Origin of the sequence: Micromonospora sp. NPDC023644 (assembly GCF_040640115.1) — a bacterium.
In the GTDB taxonomy this organism is placed as follows: domain Bacteria; phylum Actinomycetota; class Actinomycetes; order Mycobacteriales; family Micromonosporaceae; genus Micromonospora.
This window is the reverse complement of sequence record NZ_JBFABA010000002.1, coordinates 168271-189484: the sequence shown is the minus strand read 5'-3', so window position 1 is coordinate 189484 and position 21214 is coordinate 168271. Positions and strand designations below refer to the sequence as shown.

Sequence of the window (21214 nt, the reverse complement as noted above, 5' to 3'; positions counted from 1 at the left end):
CGACCCAGACGTTGGCGGTGCCGCGCCGTGACTCCGCCGACGGACCGGTGCGCGCCGTCTCCTCGGTCGGCTGCCGCGGGGCCGCCGACACCGCCTTGGCCGCCGGTCACCGGGGCATGGCGCGACGGCAGAGGGCCAGCTCCGCGCGTAGGTCGCGGCGCAGCGACCGGTCCACCTCGGGTTGGGTGAGCGCGTGGGTGAAGTCGCGGGCGGCTTCCTCCCACCGTCCCAGCCGCATCAGCGCCGTGCCGCGGTTGTAGCGGGGGACAGGTGCCTCCGACAGCGCGACCGCCTGGTCCAGGTCGGCCAGGGCGGCGGGCACGTCGCCGCGTTCGAACCGGATCGCGGCACGGTTCGTCCACGCCTCGACCAGCTCCGGATCCCCGGCCAGCGCCTGGCTGAACAGCCGGTCGGCTTCGGCGAGGCTGCCGCGCTCCGAGCGGATCAGCCCGAGGGTGCACAGCAGCGCGGGCTCCTGCGGGGCCAGCGCCAGCCCGGCCCGCGCGTCCGTCTCGGCCTGATCGAACGCGTCGCGTCGGACGTGCAGGTTGACCAGGGCGATCCGGGCGTCGAGGTGCCGGGGATCGATCGTCAGCACGCGCTCCAGGTCGTCACGCGCCCGCGCGGCACGGCCCCGCTCCTGTCGGAGCATGGCCCGGTTGTAGTACGCCTCCGGCAGGTGCGGTCCCAGGCGGATCGCGGTGTCGTAGTCCCTGATCGCGGCCCGTGGCCGCCCCGCCGCCCGGTGCAGGGCGGCCCGGTCCACGTAGTACACGACCAGGTCTGGGACCGGCTCCAGATGGGCCCGCTGGTCGGGCGCGAGGCTGCGCTCTCCGCTGCTCCGGGAATCCTGTTCAACGAGATGACCCAGCAGGGCCCCTCCCAGCTGCCCCTGCTCACCGCCGCCGACTACGCCTGGAATCCGGGCGGCTACCAGCCAGAAGACTCCTGGTCCCGCGCCATCGACACCCTGGGTGGATCGATGGCGGGCCAGCTGCGGACCTTCGCCGAGATCAACCGTTCGTCCGTCATCGACCACACCGACTCGGTGGCGCTGGCCGAGGCCATCAGGAGCTTCCGCAACGCCCTCCGTGCCGGAAGCGGGGTGGAGAACGCCGCCGCCGCACTCAAGCAGAGGCTCTCTGGTCTCAAGGCGGCCAGTACGGCCCTGCAGACCATGGACACCAGCCTGACGAACGAGGCGGGACCGTGGTTGCAGCAGACGGTGCGCCTCGTGGACGCGGCCACCCGCGCCGTGGATCTCCTGATCGCCGAGCGCGCGGGACAGAGCGCCGTGGCGAACAACCTTCGCCAGGAGCTTCGTAACCTCCTTCCCGCCATCGCCTCCCGTCCCGAGTCGGTGGCGCACGGCGTGCTCCACCCGCTGGTGACCTTTGCGCTGCGCCGAGGCGTCGACAGTGTGGATCTGAGCGGAGACGGGCGCTCCGACGTGCTGGCCGTCCGGGCGGACGGCACGCTGAACGCGTACGAGAACCTGCGCACCACGATGAACTGGCCGGAGCTGGGCGCTACCCAGACGGTCGGGCAGGGCTGGTCGGCCACCCAGCTGCCTCTCGTCGGTGATGTCGACGGCGACCGGCTCGCGGACCTGCTGACAGTGACCAGCACCGGGGCCCTGGTGCAGTTCAGGAACACCGGGTCCTTCACGGGTGGCATGTTCGCGGCGGGTGTCCAGGTCGGCAGCGGCTGGCAGGGGACGCTGGCGATGCACCTGACTGACCTCGATGACGACGGGCGCGCTGACCTGCTGGGAGTGTTCCCGGACGGCGCGCTCAAGGCGTTCCGTAACACCGGCATGAACAACGGTGCCGTCACCTGGGCCCCGGCCGTCCAGGTCGGCCAGGGGTGGAGCACCGCCGAGCGTCCCATCGTCGGTGATCTGACGGGTGATGGAAGAGTCGACCTGGTGTCCGTCAAGTCCGATGGCTCGCTGTGGCACTACCTGAACACCGGCAGCTTCACCGGCGGAATGTTCGCTGCCGGTCAACGGGCCGGGGAGGGCTGGACCGGTCACCTGGCCGTGCACCTCGTCGACCTCGATGGCGACGGGCCTGCGGATGTGCTCGGTGTACTGGCGGACGGGACGCTTGCCGCCTTCCGCAATCAGGGCATGACGAACGGACGTGTCAGCTTGGGAGCCCGAGCTTCCGTGGGCCAGGGTTGGCACGCCGACATGCTGCCCCACCCGACCGACCTGAGTGGGGACGGTCGCGCCGACCTGATCTCGATCAACAGTGCGGGCAGGCTCATCACGAACATCAATGCAGGCCGCTTCGCTGGCGGATTGATGTTCCCGACGATGGCAGCACACGGCCCAGGATGGCAGGGAACCCTCTTTCTCCGCTGACGGGGCTAACCCTCGGCGTCGGTACAGCCGTCCGGGCGACGTCAGTCCTGACCCCTGCGAGAAGATCCACCGAGAGTCCCTGACAGGCCAAGGTGTCCGGCTGACAGGGGTCACTTCCCTCAATCAGGGTGGCGGGGGAAGTTGTCGCCGGCCGGGGAGTCGGAAATGCGATGGCAGCCCGCACGGTCGGTAGTCGCGGGGCTGCTTCCCGTCAGGCGTCATCGACGGAACCTGGAATTCTGCTTGAGGGCCAAATGCAGGCAGGCGCTGTCCCGTGTTAGCTGACGATGGGGCGGGATCAACTCCCACTGGTCAAAATGCCTGACACGTTCCGAGTCTCCAAAGCGCCGACGACACTCGGTCCGTCCTGGCCGTCAGCCCTGCCAGCAGTATGAATAGCCAGGAGTGGCCTCGGTCGGGGGAAAAGCTCCCGCCGTCGTCAGGGTGCCCGGGCGGGCGCTTCGGAGCTGGGTGCCGGGACGAGCAAATACAACCTGTATCAGACATAGCGCGCGAAATGCGGTCCCTTGCCTGGCGCGGGGTGCGCGGCTACGCTCGCCGCATTGAAGATCGCATATTGGCTTGAACTGCGGTTTCCTGCTCCGTTGCTTACACGATTTTGTAGTCGCTCCACGGGGGAGTTGGTGTGATGTCTGCTGACGGCAAACGTCGGAATCATCCCCCGCTGCCGGTCGCGCCTTTCTTGTGAATCGTCGTACCTCCCTCAGGTGACTGTCACTGTCTTTCATTCGAGGCGGTCTGATCCGCAGGCGATGTCACGCGCCGCAAGGCGCGGAGTCGGTTGCGGCGCGGCCGTGCAACTTCCATAACGGGGGTCTTCAGTTGCAGCTCGTTCCCGAGGGCTCCGCCCTGATGTCAGGACGGTTGTCCAGCGGCCCGTCCCGCCAGGTGCACGACGAGATCCTCCGACCGCAGTTCGTCTTCGACATGACCCACCTGCTTCCTCACTATCTCGCCGTGGAAGTGGTCCTCCTGTTCGAGTACGAGCGGATGGGGGTCATCACCGGCGACCAGCGACGAGACATCGCGGACAAGCTTGGCAGGATCGACGAGTCGACGCTCAGCGCCGACCCCTCCACCAACATGTCCGATACGTCGATGGCCATCGAGCAATGGGTGCATCGTCAGCTGACCGGGCCGGTCCCGGCCTGGCACGTCGACCGCAGCCGTAACGATTCTCAGGCGACCGCGCACGCCCTCGCGGCACGCGAGTGGTTCGGTGGGGCGGCGGAGGAGCTGCTGGGCCTCGGTGAGGCCGTCCATCGACTCGCGAACGGCACGACCGATCTGCTGATGCCGGGATACACCCATCTCCAGGCGGCCCAGGTGATCACTCCCGGCTTCTACCTGGCCGCCCTCTCTCAGCAGATCCTGCACAACCTGCGCCGCTGGCTCGCCACCTATGACAGCAACGACCTCTCCCCGCTCGGCGCGGGCTCGATGGCGGGTCAGCAGCTGCCCTGGGACCGCCATCGCATGGCGCACCTGCTCGGCTTCGCGGGACCGGTTCCGCACGCCCTGACCGCGGTGGCGTCCCGGTCGCTGGCCCTGGAGATGATGGCGGAATTCTCCATTCTGGGTGCCGAACTGAGCCGCTTCGTCACCGACCTCATGGCCTGGGGCAGCAACGAGTACGCCTTCATCGACCTGCCTGACGAGCTTTCCGGCATCTCGGCGGCGATGCCGCAGAAGAAGAACTTTCCGATCCTGGAGCGGATCCGCGGAAAGCTGGCGCATCTCGGCGCCTTCGGGGTGGACATCGTCCTCGCCCAACGCTCGACGCCCTATTCCAACATGGTGGAGGTGTCCAAGGAGGCGACCGCCAACCTCCACGTCTCCGTCTCCACCACGCGGACCGCCCTGCGGCTCTTCTCGACCGTCATCGACAACCTGCGTTTCCGATCCGACCGGATGCGGGAGGCCTGCCGGCGGGAGTATCTGGGCGCGTTCGCACTGGCGAACGACCTGACCCTGAACGACGGGATCCCTTGGCGCGACGCCCAGATCGTCGTCGGGCAGTACATCGCCGCGGCCATCTCCGCCGACATCCCGCCCCATCCCGGGGACCCCGGGCTGTTGGCCGAGGTCGCGGGCCGGCACGGATACCAGGTCTCCGACGGCGCACGCGTGCTCGCCAACGCCTTCGACATCGACAACGCAATTCGTGGCAAGCGGTCGGCGGGCTCGGTCAATCCCGAAGCGTTGACCGATCTGCTCGCCAGCCAGGCGGACGACTTCCGACTCCTCCGGCAGCAGTGGGCCGACCGTCGTGAACGGCGAGGTTCCGCTCGGGCGCTGCTCGGGCGTCAATAAGCGTCGAATCGGGGAAGAATGAGGATCTTGAGCGGAGCAGCCCGGGTCGGCGCGGACGACATCGGCACCTACGAACGATCGGGGGCCGGCGCGTGATCTTCCAGAACGTCGTCGACGCCATCGGGCACACGCCGTTGGTCAGGCTGCGGATGGATGTCGACCCACGCGTTGAGGTGTACGCCAAACTCGAACTCCAGAACCTCTTCGCGATGAAGGACCGCGTCGCCCGCCACGTGATCCTCGAGGCCAGGCGGCTGGGCGTACTCCGGCCGGGCGCGCCGATCGTCGAGAGTTCCTCCGGCACGATGGCGCTGGGAGTCGCCCTCGTCGGAACCGCCCTGGGACATCCGGTGCACGTCGTCACCGACCCCCGGATCGACCCCGTGACGCTCGCCAAGCTGCGCGCCCTGGGGTGTCAGGTGCACGTCGTCGACCGGATGTCCAGCCAGGGCTGGCAGGGCGCCCGCCTCGAACGGCTGCACGAGCTCCTCGAATGCCTGCCGGGTGCGTTCTTTCCCGAGCAGTACCGGAATCCGGACAACCCGGGTGCGTACCGGTCGCTGGCCGCAGAGCTGCTGGGGGACCTCACCTCCTTCGACGTCCTGGTCGGGGCGGTCGGCACCGGTGGATCGCTGTGCGGCTCGGCCCGGGCGCTGCGACGCGCGCTGCCCGAGCTGCGGGTGGTGGGGGTGGACTGCGTGGGCAGCGTGCTGTTCGGTCAACCGGACGTGCCCACCAGGCTCCAGGGCGGACTCGGCAACAGCCTCCAGCCCGCCAACCTGGACCGCCGCCAGATCGACGAGGTGCACTGGCTCAACGACCGGGAGGCGTTCCGCGCCACCCGTGACCTGGCCCGCGAACAGCAGATCTTCGGCGGCAACACGTCGGGCTCGGTCTACCAGGTGTTGAAGGACGTGGCTCGCCGGGTGGAGCCGGGGACCAGGATCGTCGGCATCTTCCCCGACCGTGGCGACCGGTACGCGCAGACCGTCTACGACGACGGATGGGCCGCCGACCGCCTCCACGAGATGGACGCGATGGACCAGCCGCGCCCGATCGACCCCGGCGAGGTCGCCGTGAGCTGGTCGCGGACGGACGACGTCCCGGGCACGAACGGCGAGCGGTACCTGTTGTTCCTGGAGGCGAACACGAGCGGGACCGGCGTGCTCGCCCTGAACGTCGCGCGACGGATGGGGCTGCGTCCGGTGCTGCTCACCGACCGTCCCGACCGCTACCCGGGGCTCGCCGACGCCGACTGCGAGGTCCTCGTCTGCGAGACGCACGACCTGCCGGCCCTGCGCTCGCTCATCCAGGGCAGGTTCCGTCGTGAACAGCTCGCCGGGGTGACGACGACGAGCGACTTCTACACCGTGCTCGCCGCCGAGCTGGCCGACTGGCTGGGGCTGCCGGGCAACCCGCCGGCAGCCGTGGCCGCCTGCCGGAACAAGGCCCTGCTGCGGGAGGCCCTGCGGGACAGCGGGATCCGGCAACCCCGCTTCGTGGCGGTGACGGACCCGGCCCGGGCCGCTGCCGCGGTGGGCGAGGTCGGCCTGCCGTGCGTGGTGAAGCCCGCGGACGACTCCGCATCGAACGCCGTGCTGCTCTGCGCCACCGTCGAGGAGGCGACCGCGCACGTGAAGACGGTCCTCGGCATGCGCGTCAACGTCCGGGGCATGCCGACCGCCTGCTGCGCACTTGTCGAGGAGTACGTGCCGGGTGCCGAGTTCAGCGTCGAGGTGTTCGGCGAGAGCACCGGGAACCGCTGCCTCGGGATCACCGAGAAGCGGGTGACCGGGGGGCCGCACTTCGTGGAGCTCGGTCACGTCTTTCCCGCGGACCTGCCGGCGGATCAGGCAGCCGAGATGGTGGAGGCCGTCCTGCGGGCGCTCGCCACGGTCGGGATGTCACACGGGGCGACCCACACCGAGGTGCGCCTCACGCCGTCCGGCCCGGCCATCATCGAGATCAACCCCCGCCCGGCCGGCGGGATGATCCCCGAGCTCTACCGCCTCGCCACCGGCTCCGACCTGCTCGCCGCGCAGCTGGCCGCGGCCGTCGGAGAACCGACCCGGCTCTCCTCGACCACGCACGGGTACGCCGCGATCGAGTTCCTGGTGGCTTCCCGACCCGGGACGCTCCGGGGCACCGCGGGCGGGGCGGAGACCGAGCGCCTCGACGGCGTCGAACAGGTGACCGTGACGGCGTCCCCCGGCACGTCCGTGCGGCCACCACGAAGCGGCTACGACCGCCTGGGGCACGTGATCGCCACGGGCGCCAGCAGAGCGGAGGTCGTCCACCGGCTCCACACCGCCGTGGACCAGGTCCAGCTGCTGGTCGACGAGGACAGTCCGGACGCCGTCAGCGACGAGGCGTCCCTGGCCCCGGCCCACTGAGGGACGACCATGACGCACACCTCGCTCATCGCGGCCCTGTCGGCCTGGGCGGACACCCGGGCGGACGACCACGCCCTGACCTTCGTCGACAGCGCCGGGACGGCGACCAGCACCACGTACGGGCAGCTCGACGAGGGCGCCCGTACCGTGGCCGGCCACCTGCGGTCGATCGCCGAGCCGGGCGACCGGGCGCTGCTGCTCTTCCCACCCGGCCTCGACTACGTCACCGCCTTCCTCGGCTGCCTCTACGCCAACGTGGTCGCGGTGCCGCTCTACCCGCCGGGCCCCAACGCACGCCTCGACCGCGTCACCTCCGTCGTGCGCGACTGCGGAGCCACCCACGCGCTGACCACCGCGAAGCTGGTCGAACCGCTGTCGGGGCTGGCGGCCGAGCCGGACGGACCGGCGGTGCACCCGATCGAGGCGGTGCGGGCGCAAGCCGCCCCGGTGGGGCCCCACCGGCCGGGGCGGGGCGACCTCGCCTTCCTCCAGTACACCTCCGGATCGACGGGCGATCCCAAGGGCGTCATGGTCGGCCACGGCAACCTCACCGACAACCACAAGGCCATCGCGGCCGGCTTCGGGATCGACAGTGACGACGTGGTGCTCAGCTGGCTGCCGATGTACCACGACATGGGCCTCATCGGCACCACGTTGCTGCCGCTGTTCGTGGGCGTACCGGCGATCCTGCTCGACACGTTCGCGTTCGTCCGGGATCCGTTGCGGTGGCCGGCGGAGGTGTCCCGTTTCAAGGCGACCTGTTCCGGTGGACCCAACTTCGCCTACCAGCTCCTGGCGGACCGCTTCGACGCCGGGCAGCTCGACGGGGTCGACCTCAGCTCGTGGCGGATCGCGTTCAACGGCGCGGAGCCGGTCAACAGGCGGACGATGGACGCGTTCTCCGCCGCGTACGCGCCGCTCGGGTTCGACCGTCGAGCCTTCTATCCGTGCTACGGCCTGGCGGAGGCGACGCTCTTCGTCAGCGGCCCCGAGGCGTCGACCGGCTACCGCGCCGGCACCTTCGACCGGGACGCTCTCGAAACGGGCCGGCTGGCCGAGGCGACCGGAGCGGCCGGGACGGATCCGGTCACGCTGGTCTCCTGCGGCACCCCGCCACCGGGCACGACGGTCGCCGTGCGCCGCGCGGACGGCGAACCCTGCGCCGCGGGCGAGGTCGGCGAGATCTGCGTGCGATCCGGCGGGGTGGCCGCCGGATACTGGGGCAGGTCCGACTCGGCCGCGACGTTCGCCGCCACCGTCGGCGGCCAGCCGGGGACATTCCTGCGTACCGGGGACCTCGGCGCGATGTACGACGGCGAACTCTACGTCGCGGGGCGCCAGAAGGATCTGATCATCCGGGCGGGCCGCAACCACCACCCGCACGACATCGAGACGGTCGCCACCGCGGGCGACGAGCACCTGCGCCAGGGCGGTGCCGCGGCGTTCCAACCGGAGACCGGTGACCAGCGGGTGGCGCTGGTGGTCGAGGCCTCCCGCAGCGGGCTGATGCGGCTGCGCGCGGACCCCGCGCTGCTCACGTCGCTGACCGACGGGCTGCGGCGCCGGGTGGCCACCGGGTGCGGGTTGGACCTCGACGACGTGGTCGTCGTCGTGCCCGGCGCGATACCGAAGACCTCCAGCGGGAAGATCCGCCGGCGTGCCACCAGGGAGCTGTTCGTCGGCGGACGGCTCAAGCTCGTCGTGCCGGCGGCCGCGCCCGTGGCGCCCGAGCGGGCCGCCGCCGACGCCCACCCCGGCGACCGGTCCACTGCCGTGGAACAGCTCGTCCGGCGGTACGCGAACCTCGGCGGGGCCGAGTTGGACCGATCGCTGCCGCTGGCGGCGCTGGGACTCTCTTCGCTGCGACTGATCGAACTCAAGGCGGCGGTCGAGCGGCTGGTGAACGGCACCCTGGACACCGAGCTGTTCTTCGGCGACCGGTCGGTCGCCGAGCTGGTCGCCGCCGCCGCGGAGCCCGGCCCGGCCGCCGCCCCGCTGCCGGAGCGGACCGGCGCGGTGGGCCCCGCCTCGGCCGGCCAGGTCGAGCTGCACTTCTACGACGAGGTGTCCCGCGGCAACCGGGCGAACAACCTCGCGATCGCCCTGCGCGTCTCCGGCCGCGTGGAGGAGGAACTGCTGCGTGCCGCGATCGACACGGCCGTCGCCCGGCACCCCGCGCTGCGCACGACGCTCGGACCGCTCGGCTCCGGCGTGCAGACCGTCCATGACCGGGGCACGGTCGAATGGGAGTGCCGGGCCTTCCCGGACGGTCCCGACGAGGCGGTACGGGCCTACCTGCACGAGCGGGCCCACCGCCCCTTCGACCTGGTGAAGGGCCCGTTGGTGCGGGCCGGGGTGGCGTACCCGCCGGACGGCACGGTGCTTCTCGTGGCGTGTCATCACGCGGTCGTCGACCACTGGTCGCTCCAGCTCCTGCTCGCCGAGATCCTGCCCCGGATCACGGGCGGCGACGCCCCGCCGGCCACGCCGGGACCGGGCGCGGCGGACGCCACCGACTGGGCCCGGCTGCAGCAGCAGGCGCGACTCGACCCCGACTGGCGGGACCGCGTCACGACCCTGGCGCAGAAGTGGCGACCACTGCGTGACCTCGTCCTCTTTCCGGAGCGACCCGCCGGCGCCGGGTCTCCACGACGACGACCGGACCCGGAGCGGCACCGGGCCGGCTGCATCGACTTCGAGGTCGACCCGGAGGTCGTACGGCTCCTCCACCGGCACGCCGCGCGGCGCGGCTTCACCCCCTTCGTCTCCCTGCTGACCGCCTACGCCGAAGCCCTGCACCAGGTGACCGGCGAGCCGCGGATCGTCATCGGCGCGCCGCATCACGGGCGCACCGACCAGCGCTTCGCCGGCACCGTCGGCTACCTGGTCAACATGGTGCCCATCCTCGGCGACCTGACCGACCGGCCCGACCCGTCCACTTTCGAGGAACGCCTGTGGCGGGAACTGCGGGCGGCACTGTCGACCGCGGACGTTCCCTTCAGCGACCTGGTCCGGGCACTCGCCGCCGATCGGCACGGCCAGAATCCGCTCTTCCAGGCGACGTTGACGCTTCAGCAGCCGGTGGCCGGCAGCGACGTGGGACTGTCCGTGCCCTGGAGCCGCCGGCGGCGACGGATCGGGTCGCACGACGTCGAGACGTTCGACCTGCCGCCCGTGGACGCCGCCTTCGCGACGAGCCTCTACGGCGCCCTCGACGCGGACGGGCTCGCGTTCCGCCTCGTCCATCAACGCAACCTCGTGTCCCCGCAGGTGGCGGCCGAGGTGTGTCGGCGGTTCTCCGAGAGTCTCGCCCGGCTGGTCCGACGGCCGTCCGCACCACTCGCTCACGACACGGTTCGACTCAGCTAAGGCGGAAATGATGACTGCTTCCGATGTTGCCGTCGGTAATCTGGTGGAGTCGTTCGACGAGGTCGTCCGACGTCACCCGGACAGCGTCGCGGTGTGCTGCGGAGACCGGCGGATGTCGTACGCCGAGGTGGCCGCCCGGTCGACGGCGCTCGCCGCGGCGATCAGGGCGCGGGTCGACGACCCGTCCCGTCCGGTGCTGCTGCTCCTGCCGCGCTCGGTGGACATGGTGATCGCGAGCCTGGCCGTGCTGCGGGTGGGCGCGGCGTACGTGCCGGTCGATCCGTCCACTCCCGCCGCTCGGCTGAGGCTGATCGTGGCGGACGCGGCGCCCTCGGTGGTGTTGACGACCCCCGAGCTGGCGGAACTGCTGTCGCCGGACACCCCGGTGATGGGGCCGCGGGACGTCGCGGAGGACCGCAGCGACGACACCGACGGGCGGTGCCCCGCGGCGTGGGACACCCGCGCCTACGTGATCTACACCTCGGGCACCACCGGGCGGCCGAAGGGCGTGGAGGTCAGCCACGGCAACGTGTTGCGCCTGATCCGGGTCACCCAGCCGCAGTTCGGCTTCGGCGCCGGGGACGTCTGGACGATGTTCCACTCGTTCGCCTTCGACTTCTCCGTCTGGGAGATGTGGGGGGCGCTGCTGTCCGGTGGCCGGCTGGTCGTCGTGGGACAGGACGTCGCACGGGACCCGGTGGCCTTCCGGGCGTTGCTCGCCGAGGAACAGGTGACGATGCTCAGCCAGACGCCCACCGCCTTCAACAGCCTGGTCGCGCACGAGGTCACCCAGCCCGACAGGCTGCCGCTGAAGTGGGTGGTCTTCGGCGGTGAGGCGCTGCGCTTCGGTGACCTCCGGCCCTGGGTGGGCAGGTACGGCGACCAGCAGCCGCAGCTGGTCAACATGTACGGCATCACGGAGACGACGGTCCACTCCTCGTACCGCAGGGTCCTGGAGGCCGACCTGACGAGCACGGCCAGCCTCATCGGTCGTCCGCTGTCGGATCTCGGTTTCTTGCTCTGGGACGAGCAGGGCCGGCCGGTGGCCCCGGGCCAGACCGGTGAGATCGTCGTGACCGGAGCAGGGGTGGCCACCGGATACCTGGGCCAGCCCGCAACGACCGCCGAGCGGTTCCTCGACCTGACCGTCGACGGCAGGCCCGTGCGGGGATACCGGTCCGGTGACCTCGCGCGCCTGACTCCCGCCGGGGAGTACGAGTACCTGGGGCGGGCCGACGACCAGGTCAAGATCCGTGGGCACCGGGTCGAGCTCGGGGAGATCCACGCGGCGCTGACCGCGGTACCCGGCGTCGGGCAGGTCGCGGTGACCGTCCGTCGGGCGCGGCCGCAGCGCAATCCGGTGGTGAAGGAGGAAGCGGTGTCCGGGCGGATCTCCTCGGTCCGCAGCCTCGTCCGGGCCGGGCGGCCGGCGGCGTCGGGCACCGGCAACAACCGGACGCAGATCGTCGCGTACGTGACCCACGACCCCGGCTGCGAGCTGGGGGAGATTCCGGAACTGCTGCGGGCGAGCCTGCCGTCGTACATGCTTCCGGCGTTCGTCGTCCCGGTGCCGGAGATTCCCGTCAACGCCAACGGGAAGGTCGACTTCACGCTCCTGCCCGCACCGACCGCGGCCAACCAGCTCCGGGCGCCGATGGCCACGGAGGAGGTCGCCGACGCCTCGTCGGCGGCCGTGGAGCGGGCGATCTGCGCGCTGTTCGAGGAGGTGCTCGGCGTCGAGGGGGTGGGACCCGACGACTCCTTCTTCGGCATCGGCGGGGACTCCATCATCGCGGTGCAGCTGCGGGCGGCCGCGGCGAACCGCGGGATGGCGCTGGACCTGGCCGACATCTACGAGCTGAAGACGCCGCGTGCGCTGGCCGCCAACGCGGTCACCACGGACGAGTCGGTCGACCCGCCGGTCGAGCCGTTCAGCCTCATCGATCCGGCGGACCGGGCGCACCTGCCGGCCGGCACGGTGGACGCCTACCCGGTGGCCACCCTCCAGGCCGGCGTGCTGTTCCACAGCGCGTACGCCGAAGGCGTCAACATGTACTGCGACATCTTCATGTTCCGGTTGCGCGCCAGGTTCGACCACGACGCCATGAGCCGCGCGCTCGCGCGGGTGACCGAGCGCCACGAGATCCTGCGGACGTCGTTCCACCTGTCCGGCTTCTCGCAGCCGCTCCAGGTCGTCCACGCGCAGGCCCGCACCCCGCTGAGCGTGACGGACCTGAGCCGGTTCGACGAGGACCGGCAGCTGGCCGAGTTCGAGGCCTGGCGACGTCGGGAGATGAGCAACCCGTACGACTGGGCGCAGCCGCCACTGGTCCGGTTCACGGCGCACCTGCTCGGCCCGGACGAGTTCATGTTCTCCATGAGCTTCCACGACACGATGTTCGACGGATGGAGCGAGACCTCACTGCTCGCGGAGATCCTCGTCGACTACTGGCAGGACCTGCAGGGCATCGCGTCGCACGACCGTGCCCTGCCCGTGCGCCGGTACGCCGACTTCATCGCCAAGGAACAGGCCGTGCTCCGCGACGAGGCGGTCCGGGAGTTCTGGCGACAGGAACTGGCCGACGTCGAGCCGAGCCTGCTGCCCCGCCTGGCCCGGGGCTCCGGCGACGTCCATGAGGGACGGATGGGCTTCCTCAGCGTGGACCTCCCGGCGGAACTCTCCGACCGCCTGCACCAGCTCGCCGCCGCCTGCGGGGTGTCGGTCAAACACGTGGTGATGGCCGTCCAGGCCCGGGTGGTGATGGTGCTCACGGGACGCGACGACGTCGTGCTCGGCGTCGCCGCCAACGGGCGGGTCGAGGAGGAGGGCGGCACCGAGGTCATCGGCCTGCACCTCAACCTCGTACCCTTCCGGCTCCGGCCGCGGGGTCGCACCTGGCGCGACCTGATCGCGGCGACCAGCGACAAGGAGCGGGAGCTGCTGCCGGTGCGGCGCTTCCCGCACGCCGAGATGCTCCGACTCGCCGGCGTGCCCGAGCTGACCGACATCATGTTCAACTACACCCACTTCCACGGCTACGAACGGCTCGCCCATGCCACGGGCATCGAGGTGGTGGACGGATTCGGCTACATCCAGACGAACTTCACCCTGCGGGCCGAGTTCAACAAGGATCCGTTCAGTCGACTGCTCACGCTCGACCTCGAGGCGAACATGGAGCGGATCTCGGAGGACCAGCTCCACGACGTGGCGGACATCTTCCTGCGGGCGCTGACGAGCGTCGTCGACCAGCCGGACGACGAGCCGACGCAGGTCGCGCTGCTCGGTGAGCAGCGGTACCGGGCGTTGCTGGCGATCTCCCGCGGGCCGGTCGAGCCGGCGACGGCGACGGGCTTCCTCGAACGGCTGGCCCTTTCGGTGCAGACGTTCCCCGACGAGGTGGCCGCCATCTGCCGCGGCCGCGAGATCACCTACCGGGAGCTCGCCGCACAGGTCGAGCGGGTGGCCGGATGGTTGCGTGCGCGGCAGGTGGGTCACGGCACCGTGGTCGGCCTGGCCAGCGGCCGGAACATCGACTACCTCGTCGTCACCCTCGCCATCCTCCGCCTCGGCGCGGTGTACCTGCCGCTGCCGCAGGGGCCGGCCGCACGCGTCGCCCGCATGGTCGGGCGGGCGGAGGCGAGGCTGGTGGTGTGCGACGAGACGCACCGCGCCGCGTTGGCCGCGATCGGTGACCTCGAGCTGGTCGACCTGGCCGACGTCCTCGCCGCACCTGGCGCCCCGGTCGCGCTCGGCCCCGCACCGAGCGGTCGGGACAGTGCGTACATCCTCTTCACCTCGGGCTCCACGGGCGACCCCAAGGGTGCCCTGATCCGGCACGACGGCATGCTCAACCACCTCGACGCCAAGATCCAGCAACTGGACCTGCGGCCCGGCGACCGGCTGGCCCAGGACGCCGCCGCCACCTTCGACATCTCCGTCTGGCAGTTCCTCGCGCCACTCGCCGTCGGTGCCACGACCGTGATCTACCCGGACGAGATCGGTCAGGACGCGGCGTCGCTGCTGCGGGCCGTCGCCGAGGACGGGGTCACCGTGCTGGAGGTGACGCCCTCCGTGCTCAACATCATGTGCGCCGAACTCGCGTTCTACGGCCTCGACGCGTTCCCGCCGTTCCGCCTGCGCTGGGTCGCCTCGCAGGCGGAGACGCTGACCCCGCAGTCCGCCAACGCGTTCCGCCGGCTGCTCCCCGGGGTGGGGCTGCTGAACATGTGGGGGACGACCGAGACGTCCGACGACGTCCTGCACCACCTCGTCTCGGCGGACGTCGACGAGCGGGCCGCCTCCGTCCCCCTCGGACGGCCCGTGCGCAACACCGCCCTGTACGTGTTGGACGGCGGCCGGGAGCCGGTGCCCACCGGCACGCCGGGGGAGCTGTACGCCGGCGGCATCTGCGTCGGCGGCGGCTACGTCAACGACCCCGACCGGACCGCCGCGGTCTTCGTCGGCGACCCGTTCGCCGTCGACGGGGACGGCGTCATGTACCGCACCGGCGACCGCGGCCGCCGGCTGGCGGACGGCTCGCTGGAGTTCCTCGGCCGGATCGACAACCAGCTCAAGATCAGAGGGAACCGGGTCGAACTGGACGAGGTCAACCGCGCCCTCGCCGGTGTCGAGGGCGTCCAGGAGAGCGTGGTGATCGTCCGGCAGTCCGACGACGGCGGCAAGCAGCTCGCCGGATTCTTCGTACCGGAGGTGGTCTCCGGCGGCGCCGGCGGTTCGACCGAGGGCTCCCTGGTCCGCCGGGACCTGCGGCCCGAGGAGGTCCGCTCCGCGCTCAGCCAGGTCCTGCCCCGCAACGCCATCCCGGACTTCCTCGTCCGCCTCGATGAGTTGCCGCGTACGAGTCACGGCAAGGTCGACACCCGGTCGCTGGCGGCGACAGCCCTGTCCCCGGTCGACGAACCGACCGGGGAGGGCTCCGCCCCGATGACCTCGATGGAGGAGGTCGTCGCCGAGATCTGGGCCTCCGTGCTGTCGGGGCGCAGGCCCGGGCCCCAGGTCAGCTTCTTCGACCTGGGCGGCCACTCCCTGCACGCGACGCAGGTCCTCGCCCGGCTGGGGGACCGTCTCGGGGTCCGCCTGCCGATCCGGGAGCTGTTCGAGAACCCGACGCTGCGGGGCTTCGCCGCCCGGGTCGAGGCAGCGCTGACGGACGACCGGGAGGCGGAGGTGCCGATCCCGGCGAGGCCCGCCGGCCTGCGGGAGTTCCCGCTGTCCATGGCGCAGTCGAGCCTCTGGTACCTCGACCAGCTCGACTCCGACGGCGCCTACACCGACGGTTACCTCCTGCACCTGCATGGCGAACTCGACGTGACGGCGCTGCGAGTGGCCGTCGACCGCCTCGTCGCGCGGCACGAGGTGTTGTCCAGCCGGGTCGTCGAACGCGACGGTGTGCCGTTGCTGGTCGTGGATCCCGAGGCGAAGCCGCGCCTGCGGGTGCGGGAGGCCACTGACGCGGGGGTCGCGCAGGGGGACACCGAGGCGATGCTGGAGTACGTCCGGCAGCGGGCGACGCGGCGCATCGACCTCGGTGGTGTGCTGACCCAGGCCACCCTGTACCGCTTCTCCGACCGGGACCACGTGCTCGAATGGACGAGCCACCACGTGGTCACCGACGGCTGGTCCAACGAGGTGATCCTGCGGGAGATCGCGGAGTCGTACGCGGCACACCGGGCGGGACGGGAGGCGGACCTGGCCCCGCTCCCGATCCAGTACGGCGACTACTCCCGCTGGCAGCGGGACTACCTCGAATCGGCGCCGGCCCGACGCGATGGCGACTTCTGGCGGTCCTACCTGAAGGGCTACGACGGGGAGCTCGCCCTCGCGACCGACCTGGAGCGGACCGAGGACCGTGCGCGGGCCGCGGGCCAGCGCCGCGGGGAGTGGGACGAGGCCTTCTCCGCCGAGGTGAGGGCGTTCGCGCAGCAACACCACGTGACCCTCTTCATGGTCGTGCACGCCGTCAGCGCGGTGCTGATGGCCAAGCTCGCCCAGCAGTCGGACGTGGTGATCGGTGCGGCCGTCGCCGGTCGGCACCCGGCGGAGACGAAGGACCTCGTCGGCTTCTTCGCCAACACCGTGCCGTTCCGCTACCAGGTCGACCCGGAGCACAGCGCGCGGGCCGTCATCGCAGCGGTCCGGGACAGCGCCCTGAACGCCCTGGATCACCAGAGCCTGCCGTTGCAGAGGATCGTGGACCTCGTGGGGGCACCCCGTCGACCCGGAGTCAGCCCTCTGGTCCAGGTCGTGGTCTCCGTCGCCCGGTCGATGCGCGGCGTCGCCGCGTTGCCGGGCCTGGACACGACCGTGACCCAGCTGGGCGCGCAGACGAGTCGCTTCGACCTGTTGCTGCACTTCACCGACGCGGACCGGATCGGGCTGACCATCGAGTACGACCGGTCGCTGTTCACCCCGGAGGCCGTCGACCGGCTGGCCGGGGCGGCCGACCGGCTGCTGAGGTTCTTCCTGGGCAGCCCGGACCGGCCGGTGGAGGAGGCGACGCTCGTCGACGACGGGGACCGCGGGGCGCTCGGGGAGATCTGGCGGGAGGTGAGCGGCCAGTCCCTGGAGATCGACCACCGCGCGACGGCGACGCTCATCGACTCCCCGCACTGGGGCGCGTACGTGTCGCGGGTCGAAGCGGCCGGGCTGATCGTCCCGCTGGTGCTCGCCCTGTGAGAACCGGCGATCCGAGACCTGGGGAGAACCGCTCATGACGTCGACCGATCGCGCGCTACGGCTGCGTCGGCGGCTCGCCGGACGCCGCGACGTGTCCGTACCGGCGGTCGGCCGGGCCGACACCGCGACGGTCACCGCCGACAACCTGGTCGCCGCCTTCGACGAGGTCGCCGGTCGGCACCCGGACCGGGTCGCCGTCCGCTGCGACCGGCAGGCCCTGACGTACCGGGAGCTGGCCATCGCCTCCCGGGCCCTGGCCGGCCGGATCGCGACGGTCGCGTCGCCCAACCAGCCGGTCGGCGTGCTGCTGCCGCGCTCGGCGCGGATGATCGTGGCGGCGCTGGCGGTGCTCCGCACGGGTGCCGCGTACCTGCCGCTCGATCCGGAGGCGCCCGCCGTCCGTACCGGCATGATCGTCGGTGACGCGGCGCCGTCTTTGGTGATCACCACGGGTACGTTGGTCGACTCCCTGCCCGCGACGGTCGCGGCTGTCCTGCTCGACGCGTCGGACGGCGGCGAGGAGCAGCCGGACCTGCCCGCCGCACCGGTCCGCCCGATCGCGCCCACCGACCGGGCGTACGTCATCCATACCTCGGGCACGACCGGCCGTCCCAAGGGGATCGAGGTCTCGCACGCCAACGTCCTGCGCCTGGTCGGCGCCACGCAGCCACTGTTCGGGTTCGGGCCCGGGGACGTGTGGACCATGGCGCACTCGTTCGCCTTCGACTTCTCGGTGTGGGAGATGTGGGGGGCGTTGCTCACCGGCGGGTGTGTGGTCGTCGTCGAGGCCGAGGTCATGCGGGACCCGGTCGCCCTGCGGCGCCTGCTGCGGGCGGAGCGGGTCACGATGCTCAGCCAGACGCCCACCGCCTTCAGCTCGCTGGCGGCCCAGGAGGACGAGTACGACGACCGGCTGCCGCTGAGGTGGGTGGTCTTCGGCGGTGAGGCGCTCCGGTTTGCAGACCTGCGGCCCTGGGTCGCCAAGTACGGCGACGCCGCGCCCGAACTGGTCAACATGTACGGGATCACCGAGACCACCGTCCACGCGTCGTACCGCCGGATCCTCGCCTCCGACGTTGCCGCCACGACCAGCCTGATCGGCGCTCCGCTGCCCGACCTCGACTTCCTGTTGTGGGACGAGGACGACCAGCCGGTCGCCGACGGCGAGATCGGGCAGATCATCGTCACGGGCGCGGGCGTGGCCCTCGGTTACCTGGGGCAACCGGAACTCACCGCGCAGCGGTTCATCACCGTCACCGACGCGCAGGGCCGGCCCGCACGCGGCTACCGCTCCGGGGACCTCGCCCGGCGGACGCCCTCCGGCGAGTACGAGTACCACGGGCGCAACGACGACCAGGTCAAGATCCGCGGCTACCGCCTGGAGTTGGGGGAGGTGCACGCCGCCCTGGTCGCCCTGCCCGGTGTGCGGCAGGCCGCGGTGGTGCCGCACACCGCACCCGGCACGGGCACGCGGCTGGTGGCGTACGTCGTCGGTGACGGTGGCGCCGCTCCGGCGCAGCTGCGCTCCTGGATGGAGGGTCGGCTTCCGGGGTATGCCGTTCCGTCCGCGTTCATCCTCGTCGACGCGCTGCCGCGCACCGCCAACGGCAAACTCGACCGGGCAGCCCTGCCCGACTCGGGCCCCGTCCGGACGCCACACCTGCCCGCAGGCGTCGACGACGTCACGCGGTCCCTGCTGGCGATCCTGGCCGAACTGCTGCCCGGCACCGAGGTCGAACCAGACACCGACTTCTTCCGGCAGGGCGGGAACTCCCTGCTGGCGACCCGCCTGCTCGCCGCCGTACGCCGACAGACCGGTGTCGTCGTCCCGCTGCGCGACTTCCTGAAGGCGCCGACGATACGAGCGGTGGCGGACGCGGTCCGTCGGGCCCGGCAGGCCGGACAGGGTGCGGCGGCCCGCCGCCCGGTCGGCCTGTTGCCGCTGGGCGACTCCACGGCGGGCGGGGCGCCCGTGGCGGCGCTGCCCGGCGTCTTCGGGATCGGCGCCTCGATGGCGCGGCTGTCGACGCACGTCCGGGACCGCCCGTTCTACGCCCTGCACACCCGCGACCTCCTCCGGGCGCAGGACGGCACGCCGTCCGCCGCCGTCGCCGCGCAGGCCTGCCTGGCCGAGCTGCTGCCCGTCGCCGATCCCGGGGTCCACCTCGTCGGACATTCCCTGGGTGGGGCGATGGCACTGCACCTCGCCCACGCGATGCGGGCGGCCGGCCGCCAGGTGCGCAGCATCACCCTGCTCGACGCGCCGAGCCCACGGTGTCTCCACCAGCGCCTCTCCGAGGACCACCGGACGCAGCTGGTCGCCTTCCTCTCCGACGTCGCCCTCGCGTTTCCCGAGCACACCCGCCGGTGGCGCGAGCTCTCCCCGCAGTCCGCGGCCGGGTTGGCCGACGCGGAGCTCCTGCGTTGGGCCGCCTCCACCGCGGCGCCCGCGCTGGCTGCCACGATCGGCGAGCTCGCCCCCGCCTTCGAGGACTACCGGACGATGGGACGGATCATGGCGGAGCCCGCGCCTGCCCTGGCCGTGCCCGCACTGCTGCTGGTGGCGGGCCTGGAGAGGTCCCACGACGACGACGGGCACACCGAGGGCTGGCACCTGGTGCTGCCGAACCTGACCGAGACGGTGGTGGCCACCAGCCACGAGGGCATGCTGCGGGACCCCGAGGCGGCAACCGTCGCCGAGGAAATGATCGAATTCCAGAGCCAGCAGGACAAGACGGAAGGAAACCCGAGTTGACCCGGGAACCGGCTGCGAGCGCAGCGTTCCGCCCACCGCGACTGGCCAGGATCCTCGTCGGCGGCTCCGGCGTGATGAGCCTGGCCAACGGCGTGACGATTCCCTTCCTCGCCATCTACCTCCGCAACGAACTCGGCCTGTCCGTCTCGACGGTCGGCCTGGTCATCGGCTCCTCCGTGCTCTTCGGCATCTCCGGCGGGTTCCTCGGCGGCGCGCTCTCCGACATCGTGGGACGCCGCCGGGTCCTGCTCTCCTGCCTACTGGTGGTGATCGGCAGCTTCGTCGGGTTCTACTTCGCGGGCGACGCCGTGACGGTGTTCGTCTTCAACGCGTCGATGGCGTTCGCCACCAGTGCCTTCAGCCCGGTCGCGAAGGTACTCATCAGCGACCTGCTCCCCGTCCCGCTGCGGGTGAAGTGGTTCTCCTACCAGTACCTCGCGATCAACGCCGGCTACGCCGTCGGTCCGCTGGTCGGCGTGGCCCTCGGGTTCACCGGCGCCCGGATCTCCTTCCCCGCCGCCGCCGCCGTGTACCTGGTCTACCTCGCCGTCCTCTGGACGGCCACGCGGCAACTGCCACGACCGTCCATCGGGAACAGCGGGCTGGCGACGCTCGGCCGCAGCACCCGCGCCATCGTCCGCGGACTGGGCGAGTCGGCCCGGGCGGTGGTGTCGGACCGCCGCCTGCTTCTCCTGCTCATCGGCGCGATCCTGTTGGAGACGGTGCACAGCAGGATCTCGGTGCTGCTCGCCCAGAACTTCGTCATCGACTTCGCCGACAGCGCCCGGGTGCTCGCCGCGGTCATGACCACCAACGCGGTGGCGGTGATCATCCTCCAGCTCTTCGCCGCCGGCTACGTGCAGCGCTACAGCCCGCTGAACGCCATCACCCTCGGTGGGATCCTCACCTTCGTCGGGATGGCCGGCTTCGCGATCTCCGAGCAGATGTGGCACTACATCGTGGCGATGGTGGTGTTCACCGTCGCCGAGACCCTGATCGTGCCGTCGGAGTTCGCGCTCGTCGACCGCATCGCGCCCGAGGACCGGCGCGGAGCCTACTTCGGCGCACAGACCTTCGCGCAGGTCGGCGGGTTCACCGGACCGTTCCTCGGCAGCCTCGTCCTCGCGTCCTTCGGCGGGCCAGCCATGTTCCTCGCCATCGGCTCCCTGGCGTTGGTGAGCGTCGCGATCTACCTGCTGGTCGGCCGGCGCCTCCCCGACCTGAGTCGCGATGACACGCTCCCGGAGACCGAAAAGGCGTCATGAGGGCCGCGGCGGGCATCCTGCGCCTGGCCGCCT

General features: G+C 71.4%; 8 protein-coding genes. 7 read left to right on the top strand and 1 reads right to left on the bottom strand.

What is annotated here, in order from left to right:
- Nucleotides 1–106 precede the first annotated feature (106 nt).
- Nucleotides 107–775: a tetratricopeptide repeat protein gene (locus AB0G08_RS02275; protein WP_358081905.1), complete on the bottom strand. Its 669-nt coding sequence runs from the start codon at nt 773–775 to the stop codon at nt 107–109.
- 24 nt (nt 776–799) lie between these two features.
- Here AB0G08_RS02275 and AB0G08_RS02270 point away from each other — a divergent pair, with 24 nt between their 5' ends.
- The 7 genes from AB0G08_RS02270 to AB0G08_RS02240 all read left to right on the top strand — a co-directional run bounded on the left by AB0G08_RS02270 (nt 800) and on the right by AB0G08_RS02240 (nt 21181).
- Nucleotides 800–2368, top strand: coding sequence for an FG-GAP-like repeat-containing protein (locus AB0G08_RS02270; protein WP_358081903.1), 1569 nt, complete (start codon nt 800–802; stop codon nt 2366–2368).
- A 909-nt stretch (nt 2369–3277) separates the two neighbouring features.
- Nucleotides 3278–4702, top strand: coding sequence for a lyase family protein (locus AB0G08_RS02265; RefSeq protein WP_358081900.1), 1425 nt, complete (start codon nt 3278–3280; stop codon nt 4700–4702).
- A 92-nt stretch (nt 4703–4794) separates the two neighbouring features.
- Nucleotides 4795–7095 carry a pyridoxal-phosphate dependent enzyme gene (locus tag AB0G08_RS02260; protein ID WP_358081897.1) on the top strand — a complete coding sequence of 767 codons (2301 nt, stop codon included), beginning with the start codon at nt 4795–4797 and terminating at the stop codon, nt 7093–7095.
- 9 nt (nt 7096–7104) lie between these two features.
- Nucleotides 7105–10464 (top strand): AMP-binding protein, encoded by a 3360-nt coding sequence (locus AB0G08_RS02255; protein ID WP_358081894.1) that lies wholly within the window; start codon nt 7105–7107, stop codon nt 10462–10464.
- 10 nt (nt 10465–10474) lie between these two features.
- A complete protein-coding gene (locus tag AB0G08_RS02250; RefSeq protein WP_358081891.1) occupies nt 10475–17161 on the top strand; it encodes an amino acid adenylation domain-containing protein in 6687 nt (2228 codons plus the stop codon).
- Nucleotides 17162–17195: 34 nt separating this feature from the next.
- Nucleotides 17196–19916 carry an amino acid adenylation domain-containing protein gene (locus AB0G08_RS02245; protein WP_358081888.1) on the top strand — a complete coding sequence of 907 codons (2721 nt, stop codon included), beginning with the start codon at nt 17196–17198 and terminating at the stop codon, nt 19914–19916.
- Nucleotides 19913–21181: an MFS transporter gene (locus AB0G08_RS02240; RefSeq protein WP_358081885.1), complete on the top strand. Its 1269-nt coding sequence runs from the start codon at nt 19913–19915 to the stop codon at nt 21179–21181. Before AB0G08_RS02245 ends, AB0G08_RS02240 begins: the two co-directional genes overlap by 4 nt.
- The last annotated feature ends 33 nt before the right edge of the window (nt 21182–21214 follow it).

What these genes read in the sequence shown, in the direction of transcription:
- AB0G08_RS02250 (WP_358081891.1), top strand. Translation starts at nt 10,475, where the DNA reads ATGACTGCTTCCGATGTTGCCGTCGGTAATCTGGTGGAGTCGTTCGAC.
- AB0G08_RS02270 (WP_358081903.1), top strand. Translation starts at nt 800, where the DNA reads ATGGGCCCGCTGGTCGGGCGCGAGGCTGCGCTCTCCGCTGCTCCGGGA.
- AB0G08_RS02245 (WP_358081888.1), top strand. Translation starts at nt 17,196, where the DNA reads ATGACGTCGACCGATCGCGCGCTACGGCTGCGTCGGCGGCTCGCCGGA.
- AB0G08_RS02255 (WP_358081894.1), top strand. Translation starts at nt 7,105, where the DNA reads ATGACGCACACCTCGCTCATCGCGGCCCTGTCGGCCTGGGCGGACACC.